At 68.8% G+C, this 25,467-nt stretch carries 19 protein-coding genes; 8 read left to right on the top strand and 11 right to left on the bottom strand.

All coding sequences use genetic code 11. The annotated features are described in order from the left end of the window. Nucleotides 1-34: 34 nt before the first annotated feature. From E8A74_RS35260 to E8A74_RS35250, 3 genes are read left to right on the top strand one after another with little or no spacing between them, the layout of a single operon-like run. Nucleotides 35-1,300, top strand: a complete 1,266-nt coding sequence (locus E8A74_RS35260; RefSeq protein ID WP_136933473.1) for a PilZ domain-containing protein — start codon at nt 35-37, stop codon at nt 1,298-1,300. Further along, complete coding sequence (locus E8A74_RS35255) at nt 1,297-4,311, top strand: BamA/TamA family outer membrane protein (protein WP_136933472.1); 3,015 nt, start codon at nt 1,297-1,299, stop codon at nt 4,309-4,311. Before E8A74_RS35260 ends, E8A74_RS35255 begins: the two co-directional genes overlap by 4 nt. Before the next feature lie 53 nt (nt 4,312-4,364). Then, on the top strand, nt 4,365-4,826 hold the full coding sequence (locus E8A74_RS35250; RefSeq protein ID WP_136933471.1) for a hypothetical protein: 462 nt from the start codon (nt 4,365-4,367) through the stop codon (nt 4,824-4,826). Between the two features lie 94 nt (nt 4,827-4,920). On the opposite strand, the gene E8A74_RS53100 is transcribed toward E8A74_RS35250, so the two are convergent. Together E8A74_RS53100 and E8A74_RS35245 are read right to left on the bottom strand one after the other, a co-directional pair. Further along, nucleotides 4,921-5,082, bottom strand: coding sequence for a hypothetical protein (locus tag E8A74_RS53100; protein WP_170229603.1), 162 nt, complete (start codon nt 5,080-5,082; stop codon nt 4,921-4,923). A 144-nt stretch (nt 5,083-5,226) separates the two neighbouring features. Next, nucleotides 5,227-5,481 carry a hypothetical protein gene (locus E8A74_RS35245; protein ID WP_136933470.1) on the bottom strand — a complete coding sequence of 85 codons (255 nt, stop codon included), beginning with the start codon at nt 5,479-5,481 and terminating at the stop codon, nt 5,227-5,229. 341 nt (nt 5,482-5,822) lie between these two features. Here E8A74_RS35245 and E8A74_RS35240 point away from each other — a divergent pair, with 341 nt between their 5' ends. Next, nucleotides 5,823-6,350 (top strand): thymidine kinase, encoded by a 528-nt coding sequence (locus E8A74_RS35240; protein WP_232379898.1) that lies wholly within the window; start codon nt 5,823-5,825, stop codon nt 6,348-6,350. Here the strand turns inward: E8A74_RS35240 and E8A74_RS35235 are convergent. Further along, nucleotides 6,347-7,627, bottom strand: a complete 1,281-nt coding sequence (locus E8A74_RS35235; RefSeq protein WP_136933468.1) for a penicillin-binding transpeptidase domain-containing protein — start codon at nt 7,625-7,627, stop codon at nt 6,347-6,349. The genes E8A74_RS35240 and E8A74_RS35235 overlap by 4 nt on opposite strands. 64 nt (nt 7,628-7,691) lie before the next feature. Continuing rightward, on the bottom strand, nt 7,692-9,560 hold the full coding sequence (locus E8A74_RS35230; RefSeq protein ID WP_136933467.1) for a porin: 1,869 nt from the start codon (nt 9,558-9,560) through the stop codon (nt 7,692-7,694). A gap of 114 nt (nt 9,561-9,674) precedes the next feature. Between E8A74_RS35230 and E8A74_RS35225 the strand changes: the two genes are divergently transcribed. Further along, nucleotides 9,675-10,772 (top strand): PhoH family protein, encoded by a 1,098-nt coding sequence (locus E8A74_RS35225; RefSeq protein WP_136933466.1) that lies wholly within the window; start codon nt 9,675-9,677, stop codon nt 10,770-10,772. Beyond that, nucleotides 10,769-12,796, top strand: coding sequence for an HD family phosphohydrolase (locus E8A74_RS55675; RefSeq protein ID WP_136933465.1), 2,028 nt, complete (start codon nt 10,769-10,771; stop codon nt 12,794-12,796). The genes E8A74_RS35225 and E8A74_RS55675 overlap by 4 nt, the downstream gene beginning before the upstream one ends. Before the next feature lie 123 nt (nt 12,797-12,919). Here E8A74_RS55675 and E8A74_RS35215 read toward each other — a convergent pair whose 3' ends face one another. Both E8A74_RS35215 and E8A74_RS35210 read right to left on the bottom strand, forming a co-directional pair. Further along, nucleotides 12,920-13,510, bottom strand: a complete 591-nt coding sequence (locus E8A74_RS35215) for a hypothetical protein (RefSeq protein WP_136933464.1) — start codon at nt 13,508-13,510, stop codon at nt 12,920-12,922. 64 nt (nt 13,511-13,574) lie between these two features. Beyond that, on the bottom strand, nt 13,575-14,336 hold the full coding sequence (locus tag E8A74_RS35210; RefSeq protein ID WP_136933463.1) for a Bax inhibitor-1/YccA family protein: 762 nt from the start codon (nt 14,334-14,336) through the stop codon (nt 13,575-13,577). 170 nt (nt 14,337-14,506) lie between these two features. Here E8A74_RS35210 and E8A74_RS35200 point away from each other — a divergent pair, with 170 nt between their 5' ends. Both E8A74_RS35200 and E8A74_RS35195 read left to right on the top strand, forming a co-directional pair. Beyond that, nucleotides 14,507-15,868: a PQQ-dependent sugar dehydrogenase gene (locus E8A74_RS35200; RefSeq protein WP_232379897.1), complete on the top strand. Its 1,362-nt coding sequence runs from the start codon at nt 14,507-14,509 to the stop codon at nt 15,866-15,868. Nucleotides 15,869-16,756: 888 nt separating this feature from the next. Beyond that, the gene (locus E8A74_RS35195) at nt 16,757-17,389 is read left to right on the top strand and encodes a hypothetical protein (RefSeq protein WP_136933462.1); all 633 of its coding nucleotides are present in this window, start codon (nt 16,757-16,759) and stop codon (nt 17,387-17,389) included. A gap of 683 nt (nt 17,390-18,072) precedes the next feature. Here the strand turns inward: E8A74_RS35195 and E8A74_RS35190 are convergent. From E8A74_RS35190 to E8A74_RS54215, 5 genes are all read right to left on the bottom strand, one after another. Then, entirely contained in the window at nt 18,073-19,500 is a 1,428-nt protein-coding gene (locus E8A74_RS35190; protein ID WP_136933461.1) for a sialidase family protein, read from the bottom strand. Nucleotides 19,501-19,516: 16 nt separating this feature from the next. Beyond that, nucleotides 19,517-20,509: an SUMF1/EgtB/PvdO family nonheme iron enzyme gene (locus E8A74_RS35185; RefSeq protein ID WP_136933460.1), complete on the bottom strand. Its 993-nt coding sequence runs from the start codon at nt 20,507-20,509 to the stop codon at nt 19,517-19,519. A gap of 273 nt (nt 20,510-20,782) precedes the next feature. Next, complete coding sequence (locus tag E8A74_RS35180) at nt 20,783-22,846, bottom strand: choice-of-anchor L domain-containing protein (RefSeq protein WP_170229602.1); 2,064 nt, start codon at nt 22,844-22,846, stop codon at nt 20,783-20,785. Nucleotides 22,847-22,972: 126 nt separating this feature from the next. Then, complete coding sequence (locus tag E8A74_RS54220; protein ID WP_211365520.1) at nt 22,973-24,517, bottom strand: choice-of-anchor L domain-containing protein; 1,545 nt, start codon at nt 24,515-24,517, stop codon at nt 22,973-22,975. A 353-nt stretch (nt 24,518-24,870) separates the two neighbouring features. Beyond that, nucleotides 24,871-25,467, bottom strand: a 597-nt coding sequence (locus tag E8A74_RS54215; RefSeq protein WP_211365519.1) for a hypothetical protein, incomplete at its 5' end; no start/stop codon positions are given.

Genomic DNA, 25,467 nt, shown 5'->3' with positions numbered 1-25,467 from the left:
CTCCGCGACAGGCGCGCTTTCTTGGAGGAGGACCGTGGAACCCGCTCAGCTCGCAAAGACCGCGCGCGCATCCCTCGCCGAAGCGCTCGGTGCCCTGCAGAGTGCCGACGACGCGCCCGACGAGCTCCTCGAGGCCGCCGAGCCCATCGCGAAGACGATGGGCATCTTGCACAAGATCGAGCGCAGCCACGGCGCCGTGCTCGACGGCCGCGACGTCGCCCTCAAGAACGTGCGCAAGGTCCTCGCGGACGTGCAGGCGCTCGACGTGGATCACCCCGCCGTCGACACGGTGCTCGAAGCGGTCGCCGCGTCACTCGCGAAGGTGAACGCGCTCGCGAAGTACAAGGGAACCGCCGCGCCCGCGCCCGCTGCGCAGCCTGCGCCCCAACCCGTCGTGGAAGCGCCCAAGCCCGCTCCGGCGCAACCTCCGCAAGCCGCGGAAGCGCCCAAGCCCCTTCCGGCGCAACCTCCGCAAGCCGCGGAAGCTCCCAAGCCCGCTCCAGCGCAGCCGCTGCAAGCCGCGGAAGCTCCCAAGCCCCTTCCGGCGCAACCTCTGCAAGCCGCGGAAGCTCCCAAGCCCGCTCCGGCGCAACCGCTGCAAGCCGCGGAAGCGCCCAAGCCCGCTCCGGCGCAACCGCTGCAAGCCGCGGAAGCTCCCAAGCCCGCTCCGGAGCCTCCTCCGCACCCTGTCGCGGTCGAGCCTGCGCCGCAGCCGGTCGAGATCATCAAGCCCGCGCCGGTCCTCCAGATCGTCCCCGAGCCTGCGCCGCAGCCCGTCGCCGAGATCAAGCCCGCGCCGATCCTCGCGCCGCAGCCCGTCGTCGAGGTGAAGGCCACGCCTGCGCCGCAGCCCGTGAAGGCCAAGGAGCCCGCGCCCACGCCCGCGCCTGCGAAGGTGCAGCCCACGCCCGCGCCCGCCAAGGTCACGCCTGCGCCCGCGTCCGTGAAGGCCAAGGAGCCCACGCCTCCGCCCGGCACGCGCACCGTCGACGTCGAGCTCGGCACGCACAGCTCCTCAAACTTCTACAAGGGCCTCTCCGGCAACGACGTCATCGAGCACGGCGGCATCTTCGTTTCGACCTACCGCATCCCGAAGCTCGGCGCCGAGGTGCAGCTCCGCGTCCTGCTCCCCGGCGACTACGAGTTCTACGCGCGCGCCGTCGTGCAGTGGACGCGCGAGTCGAGCGGCTCCTCCGAGCCCGGCTTCGGCGCTCGATTCACCCAGATCGGCAACGAGGGCAGGCAGCTCGTCTACCGCTACGCGCGGAACCGCGAGCCCATGTTCTACGACGACCTGTGAAAGCTTTTTTCGCGCGCCGCGCGGCCCTCGTAGGCGCCGCGCTCTCCCTGGCCCTCGCCGTGCCGCGCACCGCGGAGGCCGTCGGAGACCCGGATCTCGACTGGCAAACCATCGAGACAGCGCACTTCCGCGTGCATCACCCGAGCACGCTCACGCCACTCGCCGAGCGCGTGGCGCGCCTCTCGGAGGCCATCCACGAGCGCCTCACCGTCGCGCTCGGCAACCGCCCGCGCAGCATCACCGAGGTCGTGATCACCGACGACGTCGACTCGGCGAACGGCTCGGCCACGGCGCTGCCCTTCAACACGGTTCGCCTCTACGCGACCTCGCCCGAGGACCTCTCGCCGCTCGGCGACTACGACGACTGGCTCTTCGACCTCATCACGCACGAGCACACGCACATCCTGCACCTCGACAACATTTCGGGGATTCCAGCGATCGCCAACGCGATCCTCGGCAAGAGCTACGCGCCGAACCAGGTGCAGCCCCGGTGGGTCATCGAGGGGCTCGCCACGGTGTACGAGTCGCGCGAGTCGAGCGCGGGCCGCCTGCGCTCGGCGCTCTTCGACATGTTCCTGCGCGCCGACGTGCTCGACGACAACATCGCCCGGCTCGATCAGATGTCGTCGACCTCGATGCGCTGGCCGCAGGGCAACATCTGGTACCTCTACGGCTCGCGTTTCCTCGGCTGGATCACCGACGTCTACGGCGGGCACACGATGACGGCCGTGGCCGCGGACTACGGCCAGAACGTCATCCCCTGGGGCATCAACCGCTCGATGCGCCGCGCGACCGGCCGGACGTACGAGGAGCTTTTCGAAGGCTTCAAGGATCACCTGCGCCTCAAGTACGCCGCGCAGGTGCGCGCCATCGAGGCCAAAGGCCTGCGCGAAGGCGTGCGCCTCACGCGCCACGGCCGAAACGTCCTCTACCCGCGGTTCGTCCCACGAAACGCCCGCGCCACGGACGCCGACGAGCTCGTCTACTACCGCGACGACTACAACGTCCGCGAGGGCATCTACCGCGCGCGGCTGAGCGCCCGACACGACGCGTTCGAGGACGACGCGAAGCTCGTCGCGCGCACCCGCGGCGCTTCGCCCTCGGCGTTCTCGCCCGCCGGCGATCACTTCCACCAGAGCAACAGCCCCTTCAAGCTCGTCTACCGCCGCGACGACCTCTACCGCGTCGAGAACGGCAAGACGGCCCCACGCGGCGACGAAGCCGCGCGCCATCGCCTCACCACGGGCCTGCGCGCCGGCGCGCCCGACATCAGCTCCGACGGCCGTCGCATCACGTTCACCGTCAACACGAAGGGCACGACCTTCCTCCAGATCGCCGACCTCGACCCCGAGGGCCGCATCCAGAACCGCCGCGACCTCGTCCCGAGCGCGCGCTTCGAGCAGGCCTACACGCCGCGCTTCTCGCCCGACGGCCGCTCCATCGCCTACAGCGCGTGGACCACGGGCGGCTACCGCGACATCCGCGTCGTCGACGTCGCCACCGGCTCCTTCCAGAACATCACGCACGACCGCGCGATCGAGGCGAACCCCACCTGGTCGAGCGACGGCAAGACCCTCTACTTCTCCTCGGATCGCAGCGGCGTCCCGAACATCTACGCCTACGACGTCGCGAGCCGCGCGCTCAAGCAAGTCACGAACGTGCGCATCGGCGCGCTCCAGCCCGCGGTGAGCCCCGACGGCAAGACGCTCGTCTACGTCGGCTACACCTCGAAGGGCTACGACCTCTACGCGATGCCGCTCGACCCGGCGCGTTTCCTCGACGCGCCGCCTGCGCCGACCGATCGCCCCGATCCGCCGCCCGAGCCCGAGCGTGTCCTCATGCGCAAGGTCCCGTACCAGGCGCTCTCCACGCTCGCGCCGCGCAACTACGGCGTCGCCTTTGGCCCCGGCAACTACAGCCAGAACGCGCTCACGCTCTCCACGTTCGGCGCCGACGTCGCGGGCTTTCACGAGTTCCAGGCGGAGATGATCGCCGACTTCGCCGCGCCCGCGCCGCGCGTGAACCTCGACTACTCCTACCGCAGGCTCCCCGTCGATCTCAGCCTCCGCTTCTTCTACGCCGTCTCCCCGCGCTACCAGGGCTACCGCAGCAACGGCCGCGACATCCCCTACGACGAGCGCGGCATCGGCCTCTCGTCGAGCATGGTCTACCGGATGCCCGGCGAGTTCACCGATCAGAGCGTGAGCTTCTCCTACTCGTTCACCGGCTTCCGCGGCGACCTCCCCGGACAAACCCAGCCCGACCCCTACGCCACGCGCACGCGCCTCCCCATCGGCGGCACGATCGGCACCGTCCGCGCCGCGTACTCGTTCTCCAACGTCGAAGGCTCGCTCGACGCCGCGGGCTCGATCCGTGGCTACTCCATGCGCCTCGCCGTCGAGTACGCGGGCCCCATGACGGGCAGCGACTTCACCCTGCAGACCGCCGAGACCTCCATCGCGGGCTACATCCCCATGCCCTGGCGTGGCCTCCACACGCTCGCCTTGCGCGTCGCGGGTGGCATCGCCGCGGGCAGCTACCCGCGCGACGGCTTCTTCTTCGTCGGCGGCTACGACCTCGACAACGTGAGCATCGTCGACACCGTCACGACGGGCATCTACGACGGCTCCTTCGTCCTGCGCGGGTATGCGCCTGGGAGCGCGTCGGGCCGCGCGTACGTCCTTTCGAACGCCGAGTACCGCTTCCCGATCGTCAAGCCCGACTGGGGTTTGTCCACGCTCCCCTTCTTCATCCGCCGCCTCGACGGCAACGTCTTCGTCGACTACGGCGGCGCCTTCGACAAGCTCACGCGCGACGACGTCTCGTTCCTCTCGAACGGCGCGCTCATCGACGCGCCCAAGCTCCACACCTCGGTCGGCGCCGAGCTCTGGCTCGGCCTCTCGCTCGGCTACTACCTCAACACGCAGCTCCGCCTCGGCTACGCCTATGGCTTCAGCGGGAAGGCGATCCCGGGCGGCCAGGCGTACTTCGTCGCTTCGAGCGCGTTCTGACGAGAAAGGCCAAGAACTTGCCCCGATCCTCGCGCAAGGCGTCTCTTCGGCACGTGCGCCGCCCCCTCGCCCTCCTCCTCCTCGCGCTCGCCCCGCTCGGCTGCGTCATGCCCAATACGCCGACGGACAAACTCATGGACGCCGCGTACGACCACAACACCGCGCTGCGCTTCGGGCGCATGGATCTCGCGCGGGAGCACGTCGCGGCCTCGGCGCGCGACGCGTGGGCGAAGCGCCATGCGTCCTGGCGCGACCGCGTGCGCGTCCTCGATCTCGAGCTCGCGGACGTCCGCATGAAGACGCGCGACGAAGCCGAGGTGCACGTGCGTGTCGAGTGGCAACGCCCCGACGAAGCCGAGCTGCGCACGACCGAGCTCGTCCAGAAGTGGCGCAACGCGAGCGGCTGGCACGTCGCCACGGAGGAGTGCGCCTCGGGCGACACGGCGCTCCTCGATCGTCCCGCGGACACGGACACGCCCGAAGGCGAGACCGGCAGCGCAAAGGACGGTTTGTAGAACCTTTGAGGTCCTCTCCTCACCCTCCCCTCTCCCGCAGGGGAGAGGGGGTGGGGGTGAGAGAGTCGGTCAGAGAGTGAGGGAGTCGATCCGCTCAGCTCGCCGCAGGCGCCGCCGCGGCCTTGCGCGACTTCTTCGGCGCTGCGGTCTCCTGCGTGGTCTGCTCGACCTTCGGGGCCTTGGCGCGCGCCTTCTTCTTCGCCTGTGCCTTGCGGCGCCTCATCTTGATTGAGCTGCGGCGATCACGGTAACCCATCGCGTGTGACTCCTCGGGGGATCGTTGGGCCTCTGCGCAGCCACGGCTGCGGAGGCCCCGTCGTTCGGTCTGAAAAACGGGCGGCAAATCTGCCCAAGAAGGGGCCCGCCCGCAAGGATTTGGGTAGCGATCGAGGTGGGCTCGTCAGCTCCCGCCGACCGCTCCGTCGAGGGCGACCTCACGGCCGCGGACCTCGAGGCGATACCGGGAGTTCACCGTCTCGATGTAGAAAACTTCCCGCCCCGCGAGCCGGAGGACCCGCTTGACCGGCGTCGTCACGTATTCGTGCATCCCGTCGGAAAACTCGATCACGACGACGGAGCCTTTCCGCGGAGCACGTACCAGTCGACCGACGACGGCGCGGGAGCCACGGCCGAGCTTGCGGAGCACAACTTGCACAGCAGCCATCCTAGCATGCACTCGCGAGCCGGGCACAAGCTGCACAAAGGCGTCGCCTGATTTCCGCGCTTCCGTCCAGCGCGCGTCTTTGCAAATCCGCCAACGACGCGACGCGTGCTTCGCCTCGGGAGGGTTTTCATCGAGCGACCAGGCTCCCACAAACCTCCGAAATTCCCCGAGATCCTAGCCATTCCGAGGCGCGTCATACGCGGGGCCCGGCGGCACGTCTCCCCCGTGCCTGCCGTTTCCCCTTGCCTCTTTCCGCCGTCCGCGGTCTGTCTCCGCCCGTGCGCGGGGTACCTGCTCGTCCGACCGGGTCCGTCGAAGTCATCACGGGCTCGATGTTCAGTGGAAAAACCGAGGAACTCATCCGGCGCATCAAGCGCGCCATCCTCGCTCGCCAGCGCGTGCAGGCGTTCAAGCCTCGCATCGACGATCGCTATGACGCGCACCGCATCGTCAGCCACGAGGCCGTGAGCGTCGAGGCCGTCGCCGTCGGCACGAGCGCGAGCATCGAGGAGCGCGTCCTCGACGAGACCGACGTCGTCGCCATCGACGAGGCGCAGTTCTTCGATCGGGGCATCATCGAGGTCTGCGACAAACTCGCCAATCGTGGCCTGCGCGTCATCGCGGCCGGCCTCGACCAGGACTATCTCGGCCGCCCCTTCCCGCCGATGCCCGAGCTCATGGCCATCGCCGAGGAGGTCACGAAGGTGCACGCCGTCTGCGCCGTTTGCGGCGGTCCTGCGAGCCGCTCGCAGCGGCTCATCCCCAAGGCCACCACGGTGCTCGTCGGCGGCGCCGAGAGCTACGAGGCGCGCTGCCGCGGCTGCTTCGAGGACCGCGACGTCCCCCGCACCGAGTTTTAGTCGCGCCGCGCCACGGACCCGGAATCGAAGGGGCTCCGCACACCCGGCGCATTCTTGTCCGCGAAGTACACGCGAAGCATGTCGGAGGCCACGTGCGTCGCCTTCACGCGCCATTTCGCGCCGTTCGCCACGAGCACCGAGAGCGCGACCTCGGGTTTGTCGCTCGGCGCGAAGCCCACCCACCACGTGTAGAACGGGCCCTCGGGCGTCGGCTTCGTCAGCGTGCCGGTCTTCCCCGCGATGCGAATGTCCGGCAGATAGGCCCTGCCGGCGCGATCGTGGAACGACTTGTAGCTCGTCCCCGAGTCGACGGTCTCTTCCATCATCGACGTGATCGCGCGGGCCGTCTGCTCGTTCATCACGCGCTTGAGGGGCATACGGACCGTGGGGCCCTTGTAGATCTCGCCGTCCTCGTCCTTCACGTTCGCCACGATCGACAGGCGCACCATCTCGCCGCCGTTCGCGATCGTCGTCGCCAGGTTCGCGCCCTGGAACGGCGAGAGCGTCGTGTTCCAGAAGCCAGCGGCCGTGCGGGCGAAGCCGAGGTCATCCTCGGGCAGCGTGATCGTGCTCTGCGCGAGCTTCACGTCGAACGGGATGTCCTGCCCCCAGCCGAGCTTTTGCGCCGTCCCTTCGAGCTCGTTGCGATCGAGGTTCTTGGCCGCGAGCCGCGCGAACACCGTGTTCAAGCTGCGGCCCATCGCCTGCGCGAGCGTGGCGCACCACTTGTCGCGCTTCTTGTTGTCGACCATGTCCTTCGCGGTGATCGCGTGCTCGCCGCCCGAGTAACACTGCTTCGTGTTCGGCCCGAGCCCGGCGTGCTCCACGAGCGCCGTCGCGGTCACGATCTTGAACACGCTCGCCGAAGGCGCCGAAGCCTCCGCCGCGACGTCGTGCATCGCGCCTTGATCCACGTAGCTCGCCCACGCGAGCACCCGACCCGTCTTGATGTCGGTCATCACGACGGCGCCCTCGGGCACGTGCCCGCCGCGCAAGAGCGCCACCGCGGCGCGCTGGTACTTCGGCACCACGGTGAGCTCGGCCCTGCGATTGCCGTGGGCGGGGGCGATCGCGATGTTTCCGCGATCGTCGATCCGCGTCAGGTCGATGTCCGTCAGGGGTGGTGGCGTCACTTCCCGCGTGACGACGGGCCCTCCGTTCGATTCGATTTTGCTTTTTGCGAGGAGGCCCGCGAGCTCCACGTCATGCTTGCGCAGCATGGGAAGCGTGACGGCGACGAGGCCCACGGCGGCACCGATGGCGATCCACTGACGCATTGGCTCCTCGGGCCTTAACGCGCGGCGTGGGGCTGGGCCAAAATTGTTGTGCGACCGGTTCGCCTCAGAAGTTCACGGCCGCGCGCGCGCCGAGTTCGTGCATCCACGCCGCGGATCGCGCGGGGTTCTCCGCGTCCCGCAGCAAATTCCCCGGGACGAGCGCGAGGTTCTCCCCCGCGCCGCTCCCCGGCGTGTGGTAGGCGAGCCAGTTCACCGACACCCGGACGAACCGCGTGTGCCAGTACGTCGCGCCGAGGCCGAGCTGCACGACCGAGATCTTCGACGTCCGCCCCGGAGCGCCCGGCGTCGCCGCGTCGTAGTCGCCGTCGCGCGCGGCGCCGTCGTATCGCGCCTGTACACCCGCCGCGATCGCCATCACTTCGAGGCCGCGCCGATCGTCGTAGCTCTTTTTGGGCGTCGCACCGGACAGTTCGAGCCTGGGTGGCCGGGAAAAACCCGGCTCCCCGTTCACGAACGCATCGCCGACAGGCCACGCCGAGGCATGCACGTACCAGCCCACGCCCTCGACATTTCCAAGCCGCGCGGTGTGTTCGAACGCGAGCCCGTCGATCGCCTCGCGTGTCCCGTTGTCGACCCAGTACGCTTCGGCGCGCAGCTCGTACCGATCGATCGGCACGCGTAGCTCACCTCCGATGCGGTTTTGCGCGCCCGACGGCAGCACCCGCACGAGCCTGCCGCGCGCGTCGACGTACCGCGGATCCCACAATGCGAACCCCTGCGCCGTCGTGATCGCCGGATAGTCGTACACGACGAACGCCGGGTCGCGCGCGCCCCGTTGCATGCTCACGCCGAGGTGCGCGCGGGAGAACGACTTCGACAAACCCGAAGGCGCCTCCTCCTTCCCGACCGGCGTGCCCCGGGCGAACGGGCGCACCACGATGCGGCCGATGAAATCGGGGTAGCTGTCGACCTGCGGTCGATTCGGTCCGTCACCGACGAAGAGGCCGAGCTCGTAGCTCAGGGTTTGCGCCTCGTTGATGTCGCCCCAGATCGTCATGCCGATTTCCTTGCCGTTCGGCTGGACGAACGCTCGAATCGGCAGCACGCGCTCCATCCACGGGTGCTGATCGTTGCCCGTGCGGTTCTCCAGGGAAAACGGCGCCTGGTGTTGCCCGAGCATCACGTGAAACTGACGGAGGAGCGTGTAGTCGATGTACACGTTCGCGAGCTGCGCCGACGGCCCGACGGACTGCGGCGGCGCGAAGCGCGTCCACGCCTGGAGCGGCGCTTGTCCGGGCGGCAACGTGGGCGGCTGCGCGTCGCCCATCGGGTTCGTTATGGGCTGCCCGCCGAAATCCACCCCGACCAGGGCAAACCATCGACGGAAGAGGTCGGCGGCGAGCTCGATACGCGCGCGGCGTGCAAAAAAACGAGGCGCGAGCAGCGCGCCGCCCTCCGCGGCGGGCAAGTCGGCTGCGCCACCCCCGAGGAAGGAATGGAAATCGAGGTGCAGGCGGCCCCGGACATACACACGGATGTCGTCCGAGGGATCCCGAAGGAAAATTCCGCCTTGAAAACCGGCCAGCGCCATCCGCGGCTCCGTGCGCGTCGGCACGTCGACCTCGATCGGAAACGGCTGCACGGGCGCGGGCGGCGGCGTGATCGCAGGTGGTGTTTTGCCGGCGGGCGGCGGCGGCGGAGGGCCGGCGGGCTGCGGCGCTGGAATCAACGCGTTCGGCCGCACGAAGGGCCGCGGCACGCTCCCCGTGGGCTTGGGCGCCGCCGGATCGGCCTGGGTTTTTCCTTCCCCTGCTGGCTTGGGGCCGGGACCAGGCGGCGCCGGCGGGACTTGCGCGAGCGCCGCGGGGACAGAAAAAACACACGCGAGCGCGCCGGAGAGCACCGCCTTGGCTATGCTCCCGCGGAGGCCTCCTTCGAGGCGCTTCGTGTCCCGGCTTTTCCTATGCAGCATTCGCGAATGTTTCCGGCTTCGCGCCCGACAGGCGGGCACGACGCTCGCATGCGACGCGCGGACGGTCAAGCCACGCGCGGTCCGGGTCGCACGGAGGAAGCGACGGTTCCAACCATGAGCAGCAGCACGCCCATTCGGATCACGGCAGACGTCGAGGTGCTCGACAACGCCACGCTCGTCTCGCTCGCCGGTCCTGCGAGTGAACACCTGAAGTCCGTGGCGAGAACCCTCGGCATCGACGCGAGCATGCGGGGCAACATCATTCGCCTCGCCGGCGACGCCGACGCAGTCGCGCTCGCCGAGCGATTCCTCGCCGAGGCAGCCCAGCTCCTGCGCGGCGGCGCCGTGCTCGACGCGCAAGATTACGTGCGCGCCGTGCAAGCCCTCCACGACGACCCCGCGCTCACGCTGCGCGAGCTCTTCGAAGACGTCGTGCTCGTGACCGCGCGGCGCAGGCCCGTCACCGCCAAGACGATCGCGCAAAAGCGATACATCCAGGCGATCCGTACGCACGACATGACGTTCGGCATAGGGCCGGCCGGTACGGGCAAGACGTACCTCGCCATGGCCATGGCGGTGCACGCGCTCCTCGAACGGCGAGTGAAACGCATCATCCTCACGCGGCCCGCCGTCGAAGCGGGCGAGCGGCTCGGGTTTCTGCCGGGCGACCTCGCGGAGAAAGTAAACCCGTACCTCCGTCCGCTCTATGATGCTTTGCACGACATGATGGATGCCGACAAAGCCTCCGGACTCGTCTCGCGCGGGCAGATCGAGGTCGCGCCGCTCGCGTTCATGCGTGGCCGCACGCTGAACGATTCCTTCGTCATCCTCGACGAAGCGCAGAACGCGACGAGTGATCAGATGCGCATGTTCCTGACCCGCCTCGGTTACTCGTCGCGCGCGGTCGTCACGGGCGACGTCACGCAGGTCGATCTGCCGCACGGCGCCCGCAGCGGCCTCGCCGAAGCGCGGGAGCTGCTCGCGGGGATCGATGGCATCGCGATATGTCACTTCACCGAGGTCGACGTGGTCCGCCACCCGCTCGTGCAGCGCATCATCGTCGCCTACGAGAAACGTGATCAGGAGGTCGCGGCCCGGCGCGCAGAAAAAGAACGCGAGCGAGATCGGCGCGACGGACCGGCTGCGGCGCAATCGACCCCGACGAACCCCGATCCCGCGGACGAACCTCGCGAAAAAGGGGCGGCCTCGTGAGCCTTTTCCTCGACGGGGCGAACGACGCCGCCCGGAGCTCGGCGCGATCCGGCCGCGACGCGCTGACCACGATGAACCTCATCGAGGCGCGCCTCGTGTCGGACGCGCGCCTCTCCGATCGCACCGTCGTCCGGCCGCATCCATTGCTCGTCACGGTGCGGAGCGACAGGCTCTTCGCGGTGCTCGCGCCCGGCTCGCTCTGGGATCGCGGCCGCGAGGTGCTCCGCCCCTTCGCGCACAAGCTCGCCTCGGGCGAGGCCATGCTCGTCCTCGTCGGCAGCCCCGCCGTGAGCGACGTGGCGGGCGCTTTGAACCGCGGCCTCGGCGCGCTCTGTAGCCCCGATCCGAGCGCCGACGAGCTCTACGTCGCCATCCACAACGTCTGCGAGCTGCTCGAGTCGAAGGCCCGCGCCGAGGCGCGCGGCAAATGGCTGAACCGCTATCGTTACGAGCTCGGCGAGCTCATCGAGATTGCCAAGGCCATCACCACCGAGCGCGAGCTCGACAAACTGCTCTCGCTCATCCTGGAGAAGAGCCGCTTCATCACGGGCGCCGACGCCGGGAGCATCTACGTCGTCGAAGGCGACGACCCGGATCCGCTACGCCGCACCCTGCGCTTCAAGCTCTCGCAAAACGACTCCGTCCCCTTCGACGCGCGCGAGTTCACCCTGCCCGTGAGCCCCCGATCGATGTCGGGGTACGTCGCGCTCCACAAACGGCCGATCAACATCGCCGACGTCTACGACCTGCCCGCGGTATCGCCGTACGGCTTCGATCGATCGTTCGACGCGAAGATCGGCTATCGCACGAAGTCGATGCTGTGCATGCCGCTGCTCTCGCGCAAAGGCGAGGTCATCGGCGTCATCCAGCTCATCAACAAGAAACGAGCGGCCGACCGCAAGCTGCTTTCCGAGGAGGACGTCGAAGACCAAGTCGTCCCCTTCGACGCGCGCAGCGAAGAGCTCGTCGGCACGCTCGGATCGCAGGCCGGCATCGCGCTGGAAAACGCGGTGCTTTATACCGAGATCCACCACATGCTCGAAGGGTTCGTGCGCGCCAGCGTCGAGGCCATCGAGCAGCGGGATCCGACGACGAGTGGTCACTCGCGCCGCGTCGCGCTCCTCACGGTGGGGCTCGCGCGCGCGCTCGAGCGCGACAAGGCCGGGCCCTATCGCGGCGTCACATGGACGAAGGACGATCTGCGCGAGCTCGAGTACGCCTCGCTGCTACACGATTTCGGCAAGATCGGCGTCCGCGAGCAGGTGCTCGTGAAGGCGAAGAAGCTCTATCCCCACGAGCTCGCCATCATCCGCCATCGCATCGAGATCGCCTCGCGCTCGTACGAGGTGGAGATCCTCGAACGCAAGCTCCGGCTCGTGCAACGCGGCGCGCGCGCCGACGAGCTCGCCGCGCTCGATCAGGAGTTATCGGCGCGCAAGGCCGAGCTCGAAGCCGCGTATACGGCCATCGTCGCCGCGAACGAACCCTCGGTCCTCAAAGGCGGCGATTTCGCGCGCATCGAGGCCATCGCGCGCGAGACGTTCACCGACTTCTCGGGCGACGTCGTGCCGCTCCTGCGCGCCGAAGAGGTCGCGTGTTTGTCGGTGGCGCGAGGATCACTCACGCCCGCGGAGATCGAAGAAATCCGCAACCACGTGGTCCACACCTACCAGTTCCTTTCGCAGATCCCCTGGGGCAAACAGTTCCGCCGCGTCGCCGTCATCGCCGGCTCGCATCACGAGCGCCTCAACGGCACGGGGTATCCGCACCGACTGCGCGCCGAGGAAATCCCGCTGCAATCCAAGATGATGAGCGTCAGCGACATCTTCGACGCGCTCACCGCGAGCGACAGGCCCTACAAGAAGGCCGTGCCCGTCGACCGCGCGCTCGACATCCTCGGCTTCGAGGTCAAAGACCAGCACGTCGACGCCGACCTCGTGCGCGTCTTCATCGAAGCGAAGGTGTGGACCGTGCTCGAACAGCCCGGCGCGCCGCACTCGGCCCTCGCGGCGTCTTCGCGATAACGCGGGCCGTCGTCCCGAGGGGGACGCCTCGCGTCCCCCTCTCGCCCGGGCAAAGCCCGGACGATTCACCCCCCGAGGCGAGTTCGCTTTGCGATCGCGCAGAGCGCCGAACCGTTCGGCGCTCTAGTCCTTCTTCTTCAGCTCGATTTCGGCCTCGCGCACGACCGACGCATCCCCGCTCGCCACGCGGATGCGCCCGACGATCTTGTCATCTTTGCGCTTGCCCTGGACGATGCCGAACATCGCTTCTTTCGAAACCGCGTCGTCCGGGAAGAACGTCGCGCGCACCTCGTCGCCCTCGACTTTGCCGCTCAGCGCCGCGGCGCCGAGCGCGCCCGAGGTTTTTCCTTTCAGCTCCCCGTCCGGGCCGATGGTGATGGAGAGCGTCCCCGGTCCCATCGCCGCCTTGCCGTCGTCCTTCGTGCGGACCTTGTCCTTCACTTTGGGCGGCATCTCCACCTCGCCCTTTTTTGCGTCGTAGCGGCCTTCCCACGTCCCCACGAGCCCAGGCGGCTCGGCGGGCGCGGCGGCCGAAGCGCTCGGGCTCGGCGCGGCGGCGCTCGGCGCGACCTCGGCGGTTTTTCCGGACGGAACGGCCGGCGCGGGGGCGATGGAGGAAGCAGGCGGCGATCCCCCCTCGTTCCCGCTTTTTTCACAAGCGGCGAGGGAAAGGCAGGCGATCAAGGAGAGGGCCGTGGAAACGCAGTGTCGCATCGGGGATTCGGCGCCCGCGAAGGGGTGCGGGCGCCGAGGTGCTTCGCGCGTCTCCTGCCGCGCGTCAATCTCCGCGGCGCGACGAGAGGATGCGCAGGAGGGCGAGGAAGATGTTCAGGAAGTCCAAATAGAGCTGGATCGCGGCGCCCACCGCGTCGTCTTCCCCGGCCTGGAGCAGGCGCGACGTATCGTAGAGGACGTATGCGCCGAAGAGCAGCACGGACACGCTCGCGATGGCGAGGCCAAAGACCGCGCTGCCGAGGAAGATGTTCAGAAGCCCCGCGCCGATGACCACAAAGAGGCCCATCGTGAGCGCGCCGCCGAGGAACGAAAAGTCCTTCTTCGTGGTAAGCGCATACGCCGTGAGCCCGCCGAAACCACCCACGGAGAGCAAAAACGCGTCGCGAATGGGGGACGAAGAGAGCGTCTTGCCGATCCCCGCGGCGAGCGTCGCGTAGAAGAGCGACGGCGCGAGGACCACGCCGATCACGGTCGCCATACCAAAAAGCGCGACCACGTTGATGCCCTTCATGTGTCGCACCATCGAAGCGCCGAAGACGGCGCCGAGCATGACGAGCATGCCGATGATGTAGTGCTCCCCGAAGAACGCGACGAGCGGCGGCACGGCCACGCGTGAACCGCCGACGCTCACGAACGCCTGCGAAGCGGAAAGACCCCCGCGGAGGGCCAAAAGCGCGCCGGCGGCGGAAAACACGACGCTCGCCGTGAAGAGGCCGTAGACGCGTTTCAGGAAGGCCACGCGGCTCGCGCCACGGGTGAGGCCTTGCGCGCCCCACGGTTGCTCCCTGTAGTCCCACGAGTTCATGCTGTTCACTCCCTGGATGATGTGCGGGTGAAGAACCGGTCCGACGAAACGTAGTCATCCACCGCGATGTCGCAATGTTTCGTCCCGATGGCCGCTTCCACGGAGACCGTCCACCGGCCATTTCCAGCGAAGGGATCGACGTCGCGGGTCGATCCGCGTACGTTGTGGACATGGATTTCTTGAAGTCGAACGGGACCAGGTTTGCATTTCTCTTCTTCGTCGGCGCGGCCACCACCGCGCTGACAGCCGTCGGCTGCGGCGACGACGGCAAGGGCGGCAGCGGAGGCACCGGCGGTGACGGGGGCGCGGGCGCAGCCGGCGGAATGGGCGGCATGGGCGGCGAGGGCGGCGCGGGCGGCGACGGCGGCATGGGCGGCGCGGGCGGCAACGGCGGCGGCATGCAGGCATGCGCGCCCGGCACGGCCGACCCCTTGCCCAAGCTGAAGCTCACCGAGCTCGTGACGGGCCTCGACCGCCCCACCTACGTGACGGGCGCGCCGGGCGATACCAGCCGCCTCTTCTTGCTGGAGAAGCCGGGGCGCATCCGCGTCGTGAACGGCGGCAATCTCGCGCCGGAGCCCTTCCTCGACATCAGCGCGATCGTCGAGGGGCAGGCCAATGAGCGCGGCTTGCTCGGCCTCGCGTTCCACCCGGACTACGCCCAGAATGGCCGATTCTTCGTCTACTACACGCAGAAGGCGAACCCGAGCGGCGCGATCGCCGTCGCCGAGTACGCGCGTGGCGCCTCGCCCGACGTGGCGGTCCAGGGTTCGGGCAAGGTGATTCTCACCATCCCGCACCCGGGCTACAGCAACCACAACGGCGGCATGCTCGCGTTCGGGCCCGACGGTTACCTCTACGTGGGCACGGGCGACGGCGGCGGTGGCGGCGATCCGGACGACAACGGGCAGGACATCAACGCCAAGCTCGGCAAGATCCTCCGCATCGATGTCGATAACTACCCGACGCCGCCGCCGGGAAACCTCAACGACGGCGACAAGGACATCTGGGACTGGGGCCTGCGCAACCCCTGGCGCTTCAGCTTCGATCGATGCACCGGCGATCTCTACATCGCCGACGTCGGCCAGAACGTGGTCGAAGAAATCAACGTCGAGCCGCCGGGTGAAGGCAACAAAAACTATGGCTGGAACACCATGGAAGGCACGCACTGCTTCGACCCGGCAGCCAACTGCGACAAGACGGGCCTCACGTTGCCGGTCACGGAGTACATCCATGCAAGCGGCCTCGGCGACTGCTCGGTGACGGGCGGATACGTCTACCGCGGGTCGAAGATGCCGGGGCTCGTCGGGACGTACCTCTACGCCGACTATTGCTCGAAGCGCTTCTACACGCTCGCGTGGTCGAAGGGCAACGTCATCGCCGAAGGGGAGATTTCGGCCGATCTCGAAAGCACGGCGCTGAGCGCAGGCATCACTTCGTTCGGCGAGGACACCGCGGGCGAGCTCTACGTCATCGTGGACAACAGCCAGGGCGGGACACCCGGCAAGCTGTACCGCATCGACCCGGAGTGACATCGACGCGCCCTCCCTCGGGGGGCGCTCCCGCGTCGATACGCGCGCCTCTTCATCTCTCTACATCTCGTCTCCATCTCCTCTTCATCTCGATCGGCGCACCATCGTGACTTCGGTGGAGCCGGGCTCCTCGAAAAGGAGACAACGTCGACCGCGCGCCGGCTTGCTTCGTGAGGGCCGTCGCTGCACGGCCGGAAGGCTGCCTCGGCGCGCCTCCTCTCCTTATAATATAGAGCGCGAGAACGAGCCGCGGCGGAAGCCCGAAGTCCCGGGCGCCTGCTCCTCGTCGGTTTCGTGGCGCAACGTGCTGCGGCTTTGCGGCGAACCGCTTGGCTTCATGGGCGCCGGACGCGCCGCTATCGCCGCTCAGGCCTCGGGCGTGGGCACGCGCGCGAGCCGGACACAAATCGTCACGGACGCGTCGTGAGGCATGCCTCGTCAACGACGAAGGGCTCGAGGTCGTCCTCGTGGCTATCCCGGTGCCACCGCCGAGCATGGGCTGCGTAGTGCAGGTGCAGCAATGAGGGGACGTCGGGGCCGGTCTTTAGGGAGAGCCCCGCCCCCAATCCGGGAAGACACGGCAGCACGCACGGCAAAGCCCGGGTCGCAAAGCCAGGATCGACTGGCAGCCCGCGCGCGCCAAACGAGAGGGCCTGACTGGACAATGCGAGCATCGCGCAGTCTCTCGGGGGATTTCGAGCGGTCGGTCGGTCCGGTAAACGTCCGGCGCTACCGGGCGGCGGTGGAGGCAAAACCCAGGGAGCCTCGCGCGGGCCGAACCAAAAAATGAACGAAAGGACCGTCCTGCCACTTTATTCGCTTGACCCGACCGTCACCAAAGGCATAGTCGTAACCATCCGCCGAGCGGGATTCGGCGAGGGAGAAGACATGGCAACCGACGCTTTCGAGCAGCAGATTGTGGAACTTGTGCGGAAGATGCCCGACTCGGCGATTCTCGCACTGGTCAAGGATAAACTCGGCCAGGCTGTTGCCTCCGCTCCGGCGGCGGCTCCGCTCGTGGCTGCGGCTGCGACCCGGGGTCGCGGTCGTCCGGCGCGCGTGCCGCAGGCGCTCGCGGTTGTGCCGGAAGCCCCCGCTCCCGCGAAGCGTGGCCGCGCGGCGGCTCCGGCGGCGCCCGCGAAGCGCAAGCCCGGCCGTCCGAAGAAGACGGCGGCCCTCTCCGCGGAGCGGCAAGAGGTCCTCAATTCGGTGGAGCGCATCGTGAAGGCGTCGAACGGCGTGAGCGCGAGCGACGTGGCCCGCCAGGCCGGCATTCCGCAGACGCGGGCGGCGGCGGCGCTCAAGGAGCTGAAGCTCGCGAAGCGCATCTTCCAGGGTGGTGATCGTCGTTTCGCCCGTTATGCGGCCGACCTCAAGACGGCGGAGCAGGCGAGCCTGAACGCGCGCAAGACGGCGAGCGGCCCCTCGACGGCCGGCGCCCCCGCGAAGAAGGCGGCCCCCGCGGCGAAGGTCACGCGTAAGCGCGCGGCGGCCCCTGCGGCGGCGCCCGCGGCGAAGTGAGTCGCGACTGATCAACAACCTGCCAGCAGGGCGCGAAGCAACTTTATCGACGTCCTGCTAGCAACGTGGCGGCCCGACGCGAAGGTGGTGGAGAGGACTCCCCGCCCTCGATTCGGGCCGCGCGGTCGTTTCGAAGGGTCGATCGGTCGTCCGGACGAAGTCAAAACGACGTCGCCGACATCACGCGCCCTCCGGCTCTGCTCGACCGGAGCGGTTGCCCACGATCGATCGTTATGGCCGACCCCGCGGTGACGCCCGAATGACGCGTCGCCCCCCCGGAGGCCGCGACGTCCAAAACGTTTTTCGCGCTGGATCGCGTCGCCCGTTCGATTGGTGGTCGGCGGCCAAACCCAGCACGACGGGCAGGCGTGTGTCGGGCAAAACGCTGGCGCGCGCAGACGGTATGTCCTTTCGGACCGAGGCCACTTCCACGCCGCTTGCTCGGACGAACCCGGCCAGCGAGTCCGTGGGTTGCACGTCATGCCGCGCTGCGCGGACACGCGCTCGTCGTTATGCGCGTCGCCAAAACGACGCGGGCGTCACGCGTTCGACGCCTTTTTACAGACCGATAACGGTCGAACCTTTCAATTTTGAACGACGCACGCCCGCGCGCGTTTCATCTTCAAACGCCGTCGCGCGTGAGGGAGCGGGGATGCAGGCGCGGGAATCGTGCGACGAACGTTTTACGGCGGGTTCCACGTCGCGCCGTCGTCGTCGGATACGAGCACGTAGAAGCCGCGCCTCGAAGTACCCGTTACATCGGCGGACACGATGAGCAACGTGCGCTTCCCGAACGAAACGAGCGCGCCGAAGTCGACGCGCCCGCGCGCGCCGGTCCCTTCGCCGATGATGCGCGCGCGCTCGTAAAACTTCCCGCCGTCCGTCGACTGCGCGTAGTAGAGGCCCCAGCGCTCACCGGCCTGCGCGCCCATCACGGCGGCCGCGCCCGTCGACGTCGGTACCGCGACGATCTCCCGCTCGTGTTTCTCGATCCACGGCTTGAATACGGGGCGCGTTGGGGTCGTGCACTTGCCTTCCAGGTCACACAACAAGAGCGTTATGCTCTGCTTGTCGGCATCAGGCGCCTCGACGACGAACTTCGTGTCGTTGCACCCGATAGCCGCGCCGGCGAGCGCCTCGACCGGACGCGGGACCAGCGTGAGCCGATCGGGCGTCACCACGAGGTAGTAGTTCTTGTTCGGATTCTGCTTCGTCGGCGGTTGCGTGATCGCCTGGTACGACATCGAACCGACATCGCACGCCGAAGACGCGGAGAGTTCGCTCACGAGCGTCGTCGTCGTTTTCACCGCGTCCACGTATTCGGGCTCGCCGATGGGCTGGCCGGGCGCAGGCCACTTGCGCGAGAGCAGCTCCCGTCCCTTCACGGAGAAGAGCCGCGGCGGCCTTCCGACGGGCCCCGTGGCGAAGGTCTCGAGCTTGGGCAACACGACCTCGGCCGGCGCGTCGGTGCCAGGCGGCGTGACGTACCGCGCGACGAACTTTTTGGCGGTAGGCTCGACGACGAGCGAAGCCGTCTCCTTGTCGAGGAGCGCGAGGCGCGGCTTGGGGAGCGGCTGCTTCGGGTCAGGCTTTCGCGCAAGCGGCGGCTGGTCGACCATCGTCGCCGTGCCGAACGAGGGCGCGTCGAGCCCCGCGAAGAAGAACTGGAAGGGCGGCGGCGGAGGCGCCTTCTTTCCAAAGGCCGGGGGCGCCTCCGCGGTCGTCTCCTTCGGGCCGAGGGCGAGCGCGAACATGCCGTCGGTCCCGAAGGCGTAACTCGACCAGGTGTCGCGGTCCGTGCGGAAGGCCTTCCACGTCTTGCCCGCGTCCACGGTCATGAGCGCGATCGCCACGCTGCCAGGGACGCCGCCGGCCAGGATGGCCCGCTTGTCGTCGAGCACGAGCACGTGATCGAACTTCATCGACGGCGGCGCGAGGCTCGCGTCGAGGCCCTTGGCGGTGCCGAGGCCGGTGGAGAGCTGATCGAGCGAGGCAGCCCCGCGTGGAGGCGGCGGCGGCGCGATCGGAGCCTCTTCCTTTTTCTTGGAACAGCTCGGGAGGAGCGACAGCGCGAGCATGAGCGCGCAGGCCGTCGGGGACCAGGGGCCCATCGTCGTTCGAAACATCTCACTCGACTCGATCGGGATCCATGCAGCAGCGGAAGCCCGTGGAGTAATCGTGGTAGCGGAAGTCGTGGGCGGTGGTCTGGTAGGAGCAGCCGTCGCCGTTCAGCGACGTGTCCATGTAGAAGCCGCCGCGGAACGTGCCGTCGCGATCCTCGATCCACTCGTGCAGGTTGCCGACCATGTCGAAGACGCCGTACTCGTTCGTGCACTCGGCGCGCATGCCGGTCTCGAAGAGCGAGTCCGGGAGCTGGTTGATGAGCGGCTGGTTCATCCCCTCGCTCCAGCGACGTTCGTCGGGGATGCCGAGGCGCAAGGCCACCTCGATGACGGGATGCGCGCTGCGGATGTCGTCGTTGCAGACGCGGCTCTTGCGCTCGTCGCCGTAGGGAAAGCGGGTGTGCTTCGGGCCGCGGCAGGCGCGCTCCCACTCGTCGGCCGCGCAGAGCCGTTTGCCCGAGGCCTGGCAGGCGCGCTGCGCTTGCTCTCCGCTGATGTAGCCCTGGGGGATCACGCCCGGCCGGGACACCGCGCGCACGGCCGCCTCGTGCCCATCCACGGGGTAGAACGGCGACCACGCGTGCACCTCGCCGCTCGGGCCACGCTCGACGAGCGACGCCTCCCAGCGATCGACGCAGACGCGGCCGTCGACGAGCGCCATCTCCATCGGGCAGCGCGCGGTGTTCGCGAGGATCTCGCTGTCGACGTCTTCGGCGAAGGAGCGCCACGCGGCCGCGGCGAGGCGCGTCTCGACCGTGACGACACGCGCCTCGGTGGAACGGACCGCGATGGGCCGCTCGGCAGGCGCGGCAGGCGCGGGCGGGCGGGCGGCGACCACCGACGCGACGCGCGGGTTCGCGCTCGGCTCCTTCACGGCGTGGAGCTGCGAGAGCCCGCCCGGGGCAGCACACCCCACGGCCGCGGAGGCCAGGGCGGCCGTCACGACGAGGCTGGAAAGGTGCCGTGCGGCGCGAGGCGCGCGGAGGCTGGATCGCATGGGCTGCCCAGGAGGGCCGGGCATTCTGCAGTCTGCGTCGTCCGCCGTTACCGCCACGCGCTTCGAACGATGCCTGCGGTCGCGGCGAGACGCAATGGGGAAAATGCCAACGCCCGCAGGCGGGATCGTCTTCCCGCGCTTTCGCCGCTTGACAACGGGCTCGAGGCTCCTCGGAAAATCTGTCTTTGGAGGTCCAATGGTTGGACCACGGACGGGTTTGTCCGCGAGGGCGCGCTCGGGGAGAGGCGCCCTCGCGGCGGCGGGCTCAGGGGATCACTCGTGGATGCCGGTGCCGAGATCGGCCGCGTTCCAGCGGAAGTTGTCGAGCAGGATGAGCGAGTCGAGGATGGTGTCGGTCACGTCGAAGATCATGAGCTCGAGCGTGATCTTCTCGCCGGGCACGACGGAGGCGGTGTTGTAGAGCCAATCCGTCCCGCCGCCCACGTTGCTGATCTGCATGCCGGTGCCCGTGAGCTCGCCCGCGCCCGAGGGGCACGTGTTGCAGCCCTTGGCGACGCACACCTGGAAGAAGCCGTTGTTGACGCTGACGGGGTTGTTTCCGCCGTCCTTCGCGATGTTCTTGTCGAGCGGCAGGCCCATGGCGCCCGACTGGAGCAGCGCGAGGAAGAAGTCGTTGTACGACGAGCACTGCCAGCTCTGGTACTCCGAGGAGAAGAAGCGGAACTGGTACTCGAACGACTTCGCGTTCGTAGGCACGCGGATGTCGAGCCGCACGTTGACCGAGTCGTTCGCGCCCGAGCCCGCCGCGCAACTGCCGCTGCAGCCCTGCGACGAAGGCAGCTTGCCGGCGTTCGCCAGGAGGTACGTGGCCGGCGGGCTGCCGTTGATGCTGTGGCTCGTGCTCGTGCCCGCGTAACCCGCGTCGTCCTGATCGCGCATGACGCCGCTGGAGAGGCCGGCCATCGTGAGGCCCTTCCGCGGCGTCACGACCGTGCCGTACCCCGTCAGGATGGCGCTCGACTTGTCCGACAAAACCAACTGCTGCGCCGCGGTCGGCGTGGAGCCGTCGGCGAAGACGAGCTTCGCCCCGAGCACGCCCCACTTCTTGAACTGCCCGGCCGGCGGGGTCTCCGGCACGAACTGGCAGAGCTCGATGGCCTTCGCCACGTCCTCGGCCGTGACGGCGGCGAACTTCGCGGACGAGCTGCAGGGCGGCGCCTCGGTGTCGGGCGTCGTCGGGTCGCAGTCGTTGTCCACGCCGTCGCCGGCGAACTCGAAGGCGCCGGGGTTGACGGCCCTCGGGTTCGGGCAACCGGGGCTCAGGAAGTCGCAGCAGTCGCCGCCGCCGCACGAGCTGTAGCCGTCGCCGTCGTAGTCACCGGTGGAGTCGTCGGCCTCGCCGTTGCAGTCGTCGTCGACGAGGTTCGCGCAGATCTCGTACTTCGGGAGCACCTGGCCGACGCAAGGGCCCCAGCCCGTGCCGTCTTCCTTGCACGTCTGCGTGCCGGCCTTGCACGGCCCGACGCCGAGCGTGCCCTGCAGGCCCTGGTAGCACGACTGCGTCTGGCCAGGCACGCAGGTGCACGGGCCGTCCTGCAGCACGTTCCACTCGCAACCGTCGGTCGGGTCATTGTTGCAGTCGGAGAAGGCAGGCTTGCAAGCGCTGAGCGCGCAGACGCCGTTGTCGCAGACCGCGACGCCGTTCGGCGGGGGGCCCATGGTCGGCGGGTCCGTGGTTTTGTCGATGGTCCACGCGAGCGAGCAGGGGTTGTTGCAGAAGCCGCAGTTGGCCTCGTCCGTCGCGAAGTCGTAGCAGCTCGACCCGCAGCAACTGAAGCCAGCCTGGCAAGGCTGGGTCGCGGAGCAGCCAGGGATGCAGGTGTTCGAGATGCAGATCGAGCCCGGGAAGCAGTCCGTGTCAACGTTGCAGCCGTCGGCGCAGTTGTTCTTCTCGTCGCAGACCTGCGAGCCGAGGCAGTCCCCCTTGTGCGTGCAGCCGACTTGGCACTTCATCGACTGCGGATTGCAGTACTGCCCGAGGCCGCAGTCATCGACCAAGGGGTCGCCGCTCGGGATGCACTCGACGCACGTGTTCGTGTCCGCGTTGCAGATCGTGCCGTTGGGATCGCTCGCACAATCGTTGTCGTTCACGCAACCCGTGGGCCCGGCGCCCATGCCGCCTGCGCCGCCCATGCCCCCGGTGCCGCCCATGCCCCCGGTGCCGGTTGCACCCCCCGTGCCGCCGCTTCCGCCGTCGCTCACGTTCGACGTGCCCGCCGAGCCGCCCGCTCCCCCGCCGACCTGCGCGCTGCAGCCAGCCGCAGCCGCGTATGCGACGAGCGCAGGGACGAGCAGGGTCGATAGCGAAATGCGCATGTCGGTCCGCCTCGTACGCTTCATCATTTCGAATACCTCACCGTAAAACCACGAGCGGGCCGAGCCCGCACCATCCGAAGCCCGAGGCCACGCGCCGCGCCCCCGCAGATCGCGGCGCGCAGCAGATCACTTGTGAACGCCGAACCCGGTGGGCTCGAGGCCCCACCGGAAGTAGTCGAGGAGCACGGTCGAATCGACGTTCGCGTCGCCGGCGTCGGCGATGATGAACTCGATCTCCATGATCTCGCCGGGCAGGACGGGCGCCTCGTTCACGAGCCACACCGTGCCGCCGCCATCCTTGTAATCACCGTTCCAGCCGCCCATGCCCGTGCCGATGAGCTCGAGCGTGCCCGACGAGCACGCATCCGGCAGCGCGATGGGCGAGGGGAAGCAGACGTCGTAGAACGCGTTGTTGACCGTGATCGTCTTGCCGGTCGAGTCCTTCGCGATGTTGCGATCCGCGGGGGGCGGAGGGTCGTTCGGACCGGGCGTCCAGTTGCTCTTCAGGAGCGCGAGGAAGAAGTCGTTGAACTGGCCGCAGCTATATTCGGGGTACTCCGCGGTGTAGCTCTTCAGCCGATACGAGAACGACTTCGCGTTCGTCGGCACGCGGATGCGCATCTTGAAGTTGACCGAGTCGAACGCCTTCGTGCAGTCCTCGCCTTGGCACGCCGGGCACTCCGGGGGCGAGGGGACCTTGCCGCCGTTCGCCGTAAGGTAAGCGGGCGGGATCGGGCAGACCGTGTTCGCCTTGTAGTTGCCCTTCTGGACGTCGGGGTTCGGCCCGTTTTGCGGGTGGATGAAGCCCGGGTCGCCCTCGTCGCGCGCCGTGCCCGTCGAGAGCACGGCCATCGTCGCGCCCCGCTTCGGCAGCACGTTGGGGCCGTAGTTCGCGAGCACGCCGACCTGAATGTCCTTCGGCACGACCGCGTTCGTCCCGTCGGCGAGCAAGAGGTGGCTCGAGATCACGCCCCACTTCCTCTGCGGGAGCGGCGGGTTCTCCGTCGTGAACTGGCAGAGATCCATCGCCTTCACGAGCTCGAGCGTGCTCGTCGGCACCTGGAGCGGCGGATCCGTGCAGTCGGTTGCGCCGACGTCGTCCTTCGTCGAAGCGTCGCAGTCGTCATCGAAGCCGTTGCCGGGGTACTCGAACGCGCCGGGGTTCACGCTCGCCGGCTTGTCGCACTTGACGTCGCTGTCGCAGCAATCGCCGTTGGCGACCGTCCAGCCATCCCCGTCGTTGTCGACGGCCGTCGGATCGCCGCCCTGACCGCCGGCCCCACCGGCACCCGCGCCGCCTGCGCCACCTGCGCCGCCTGCGCCGCCTGCGCCGCCTGCGCCGCCTGCGCCGCCTGCGCCGCCGATCCCGCCGGCACCACCGACGCCCCCTTCGCCGCCGGTTCCCCCGACGCCGCCGGTGCCGCCGATCCCGCCGGTGCCGCCGACGCCACCGGTGCCGCCTGTGCCGCCGCCTGTGCCGCCGATCCCGCCGGTGCCCCCCGTGCCGCCGCCGCCTGTGCCGCCGATCCCGCCGGTCGCGCCTGCGCCGCCCGAGCCGCCGGTCGCGCCGCTGCCACCCACGCCGCCCTGTGTGTCGTCCGCGCACGACGCGAGACCGAGGGCGCCCGCGAGCAGGAGCAGCGAGCTGGAAAAGAGAAGGGTACGAGCCATCAGCAAAACCTCCGGGAGCAAAGCGCCGGCGCGGCGCCGCCCGATACCAGCGGTGGTGCGGCCACGTGGAGCACCCGCCGCTCATGTCGGATCCGGAGCGCGCGCCTGCCGGGAGTGCCGCTCCGAATCAAGCGGGCCGAAGCGACTTCCGGAGCATCGTCTCAGATTTCCGCGTGCGGCTCAACTCGGACGAGGCCCGACGCGCGCAGCGGCCGCCCAAACGAACGGCCGCCATCGTGGGAGAACTCGCGATCCGGGGGAATGGCGCGAGGACGGAGGGGTGCGAGGCGCGTGCGCCGAAGGAGCGGCGCGCCCGGGACGATGGTCCGCGCCGGGCGCGCGACGTGGGCGGATCAGTAGCTCGTGACGAGCGCGAAGCAGCCGTCGTACGCCTTGTTGCAGTCGGGCTCGGCGCTGTTCGTGATGCAGTCGGCGAGCTCCTGGAGCGCCGCGCTGTTGAAGGGGTTCGTTTCGAGCTGGCAGCCCTGCGTGTCGAAGATCTCGCCGTTGATGCAGAGATCCGTGGCGATCGTCTGGCAGGCGAGGGCCGAGTCGGCCGACGGACAGGCCGCGGCGTACATCTTCCCGACACAGTCGGCGACCTGCTTGTCGTCGCAGGCGTTCGAGGGCTCGACGCCGATACCCGAGAGGCAGTCCTCGAGCACGCCCGCCGCGCCCCGCGTGTAGATCTCGAAGCCACGCTTGCAGGTGCCGTAGCCGGGGGGGTCGTACTCGATGGGGTTGCCGTTCGCGTCGACGCCCTGGCAGGTCGCCGCGGGGCCCTTCGGCTTGGGCGTGATGTTCATGGCGTCGCAGGCCGCGACATCGCTGGTGCTGTCGTCCGGGCCGACGCAGGAGGAGCCGCCGCTGCCGCCTTCGCCGCCGCTGCCGCCGCCGCCGCCCACGCCCGCGCCGGCCTCGCCGCCCTGGCCGCCGACGCCGCCGCTGCC

The organism is Polyangium fumosum (genome assembly GCF_005144585.1).
Lineage (GTDB): Bacteria > Myxococcota_A > Polyangia > Polyangiales > Polyangiaceae > Polyangium > Polyangium fumosum.
This window is presented reverse-complemented; position numbering and strand designations above follow the sequence as displayed.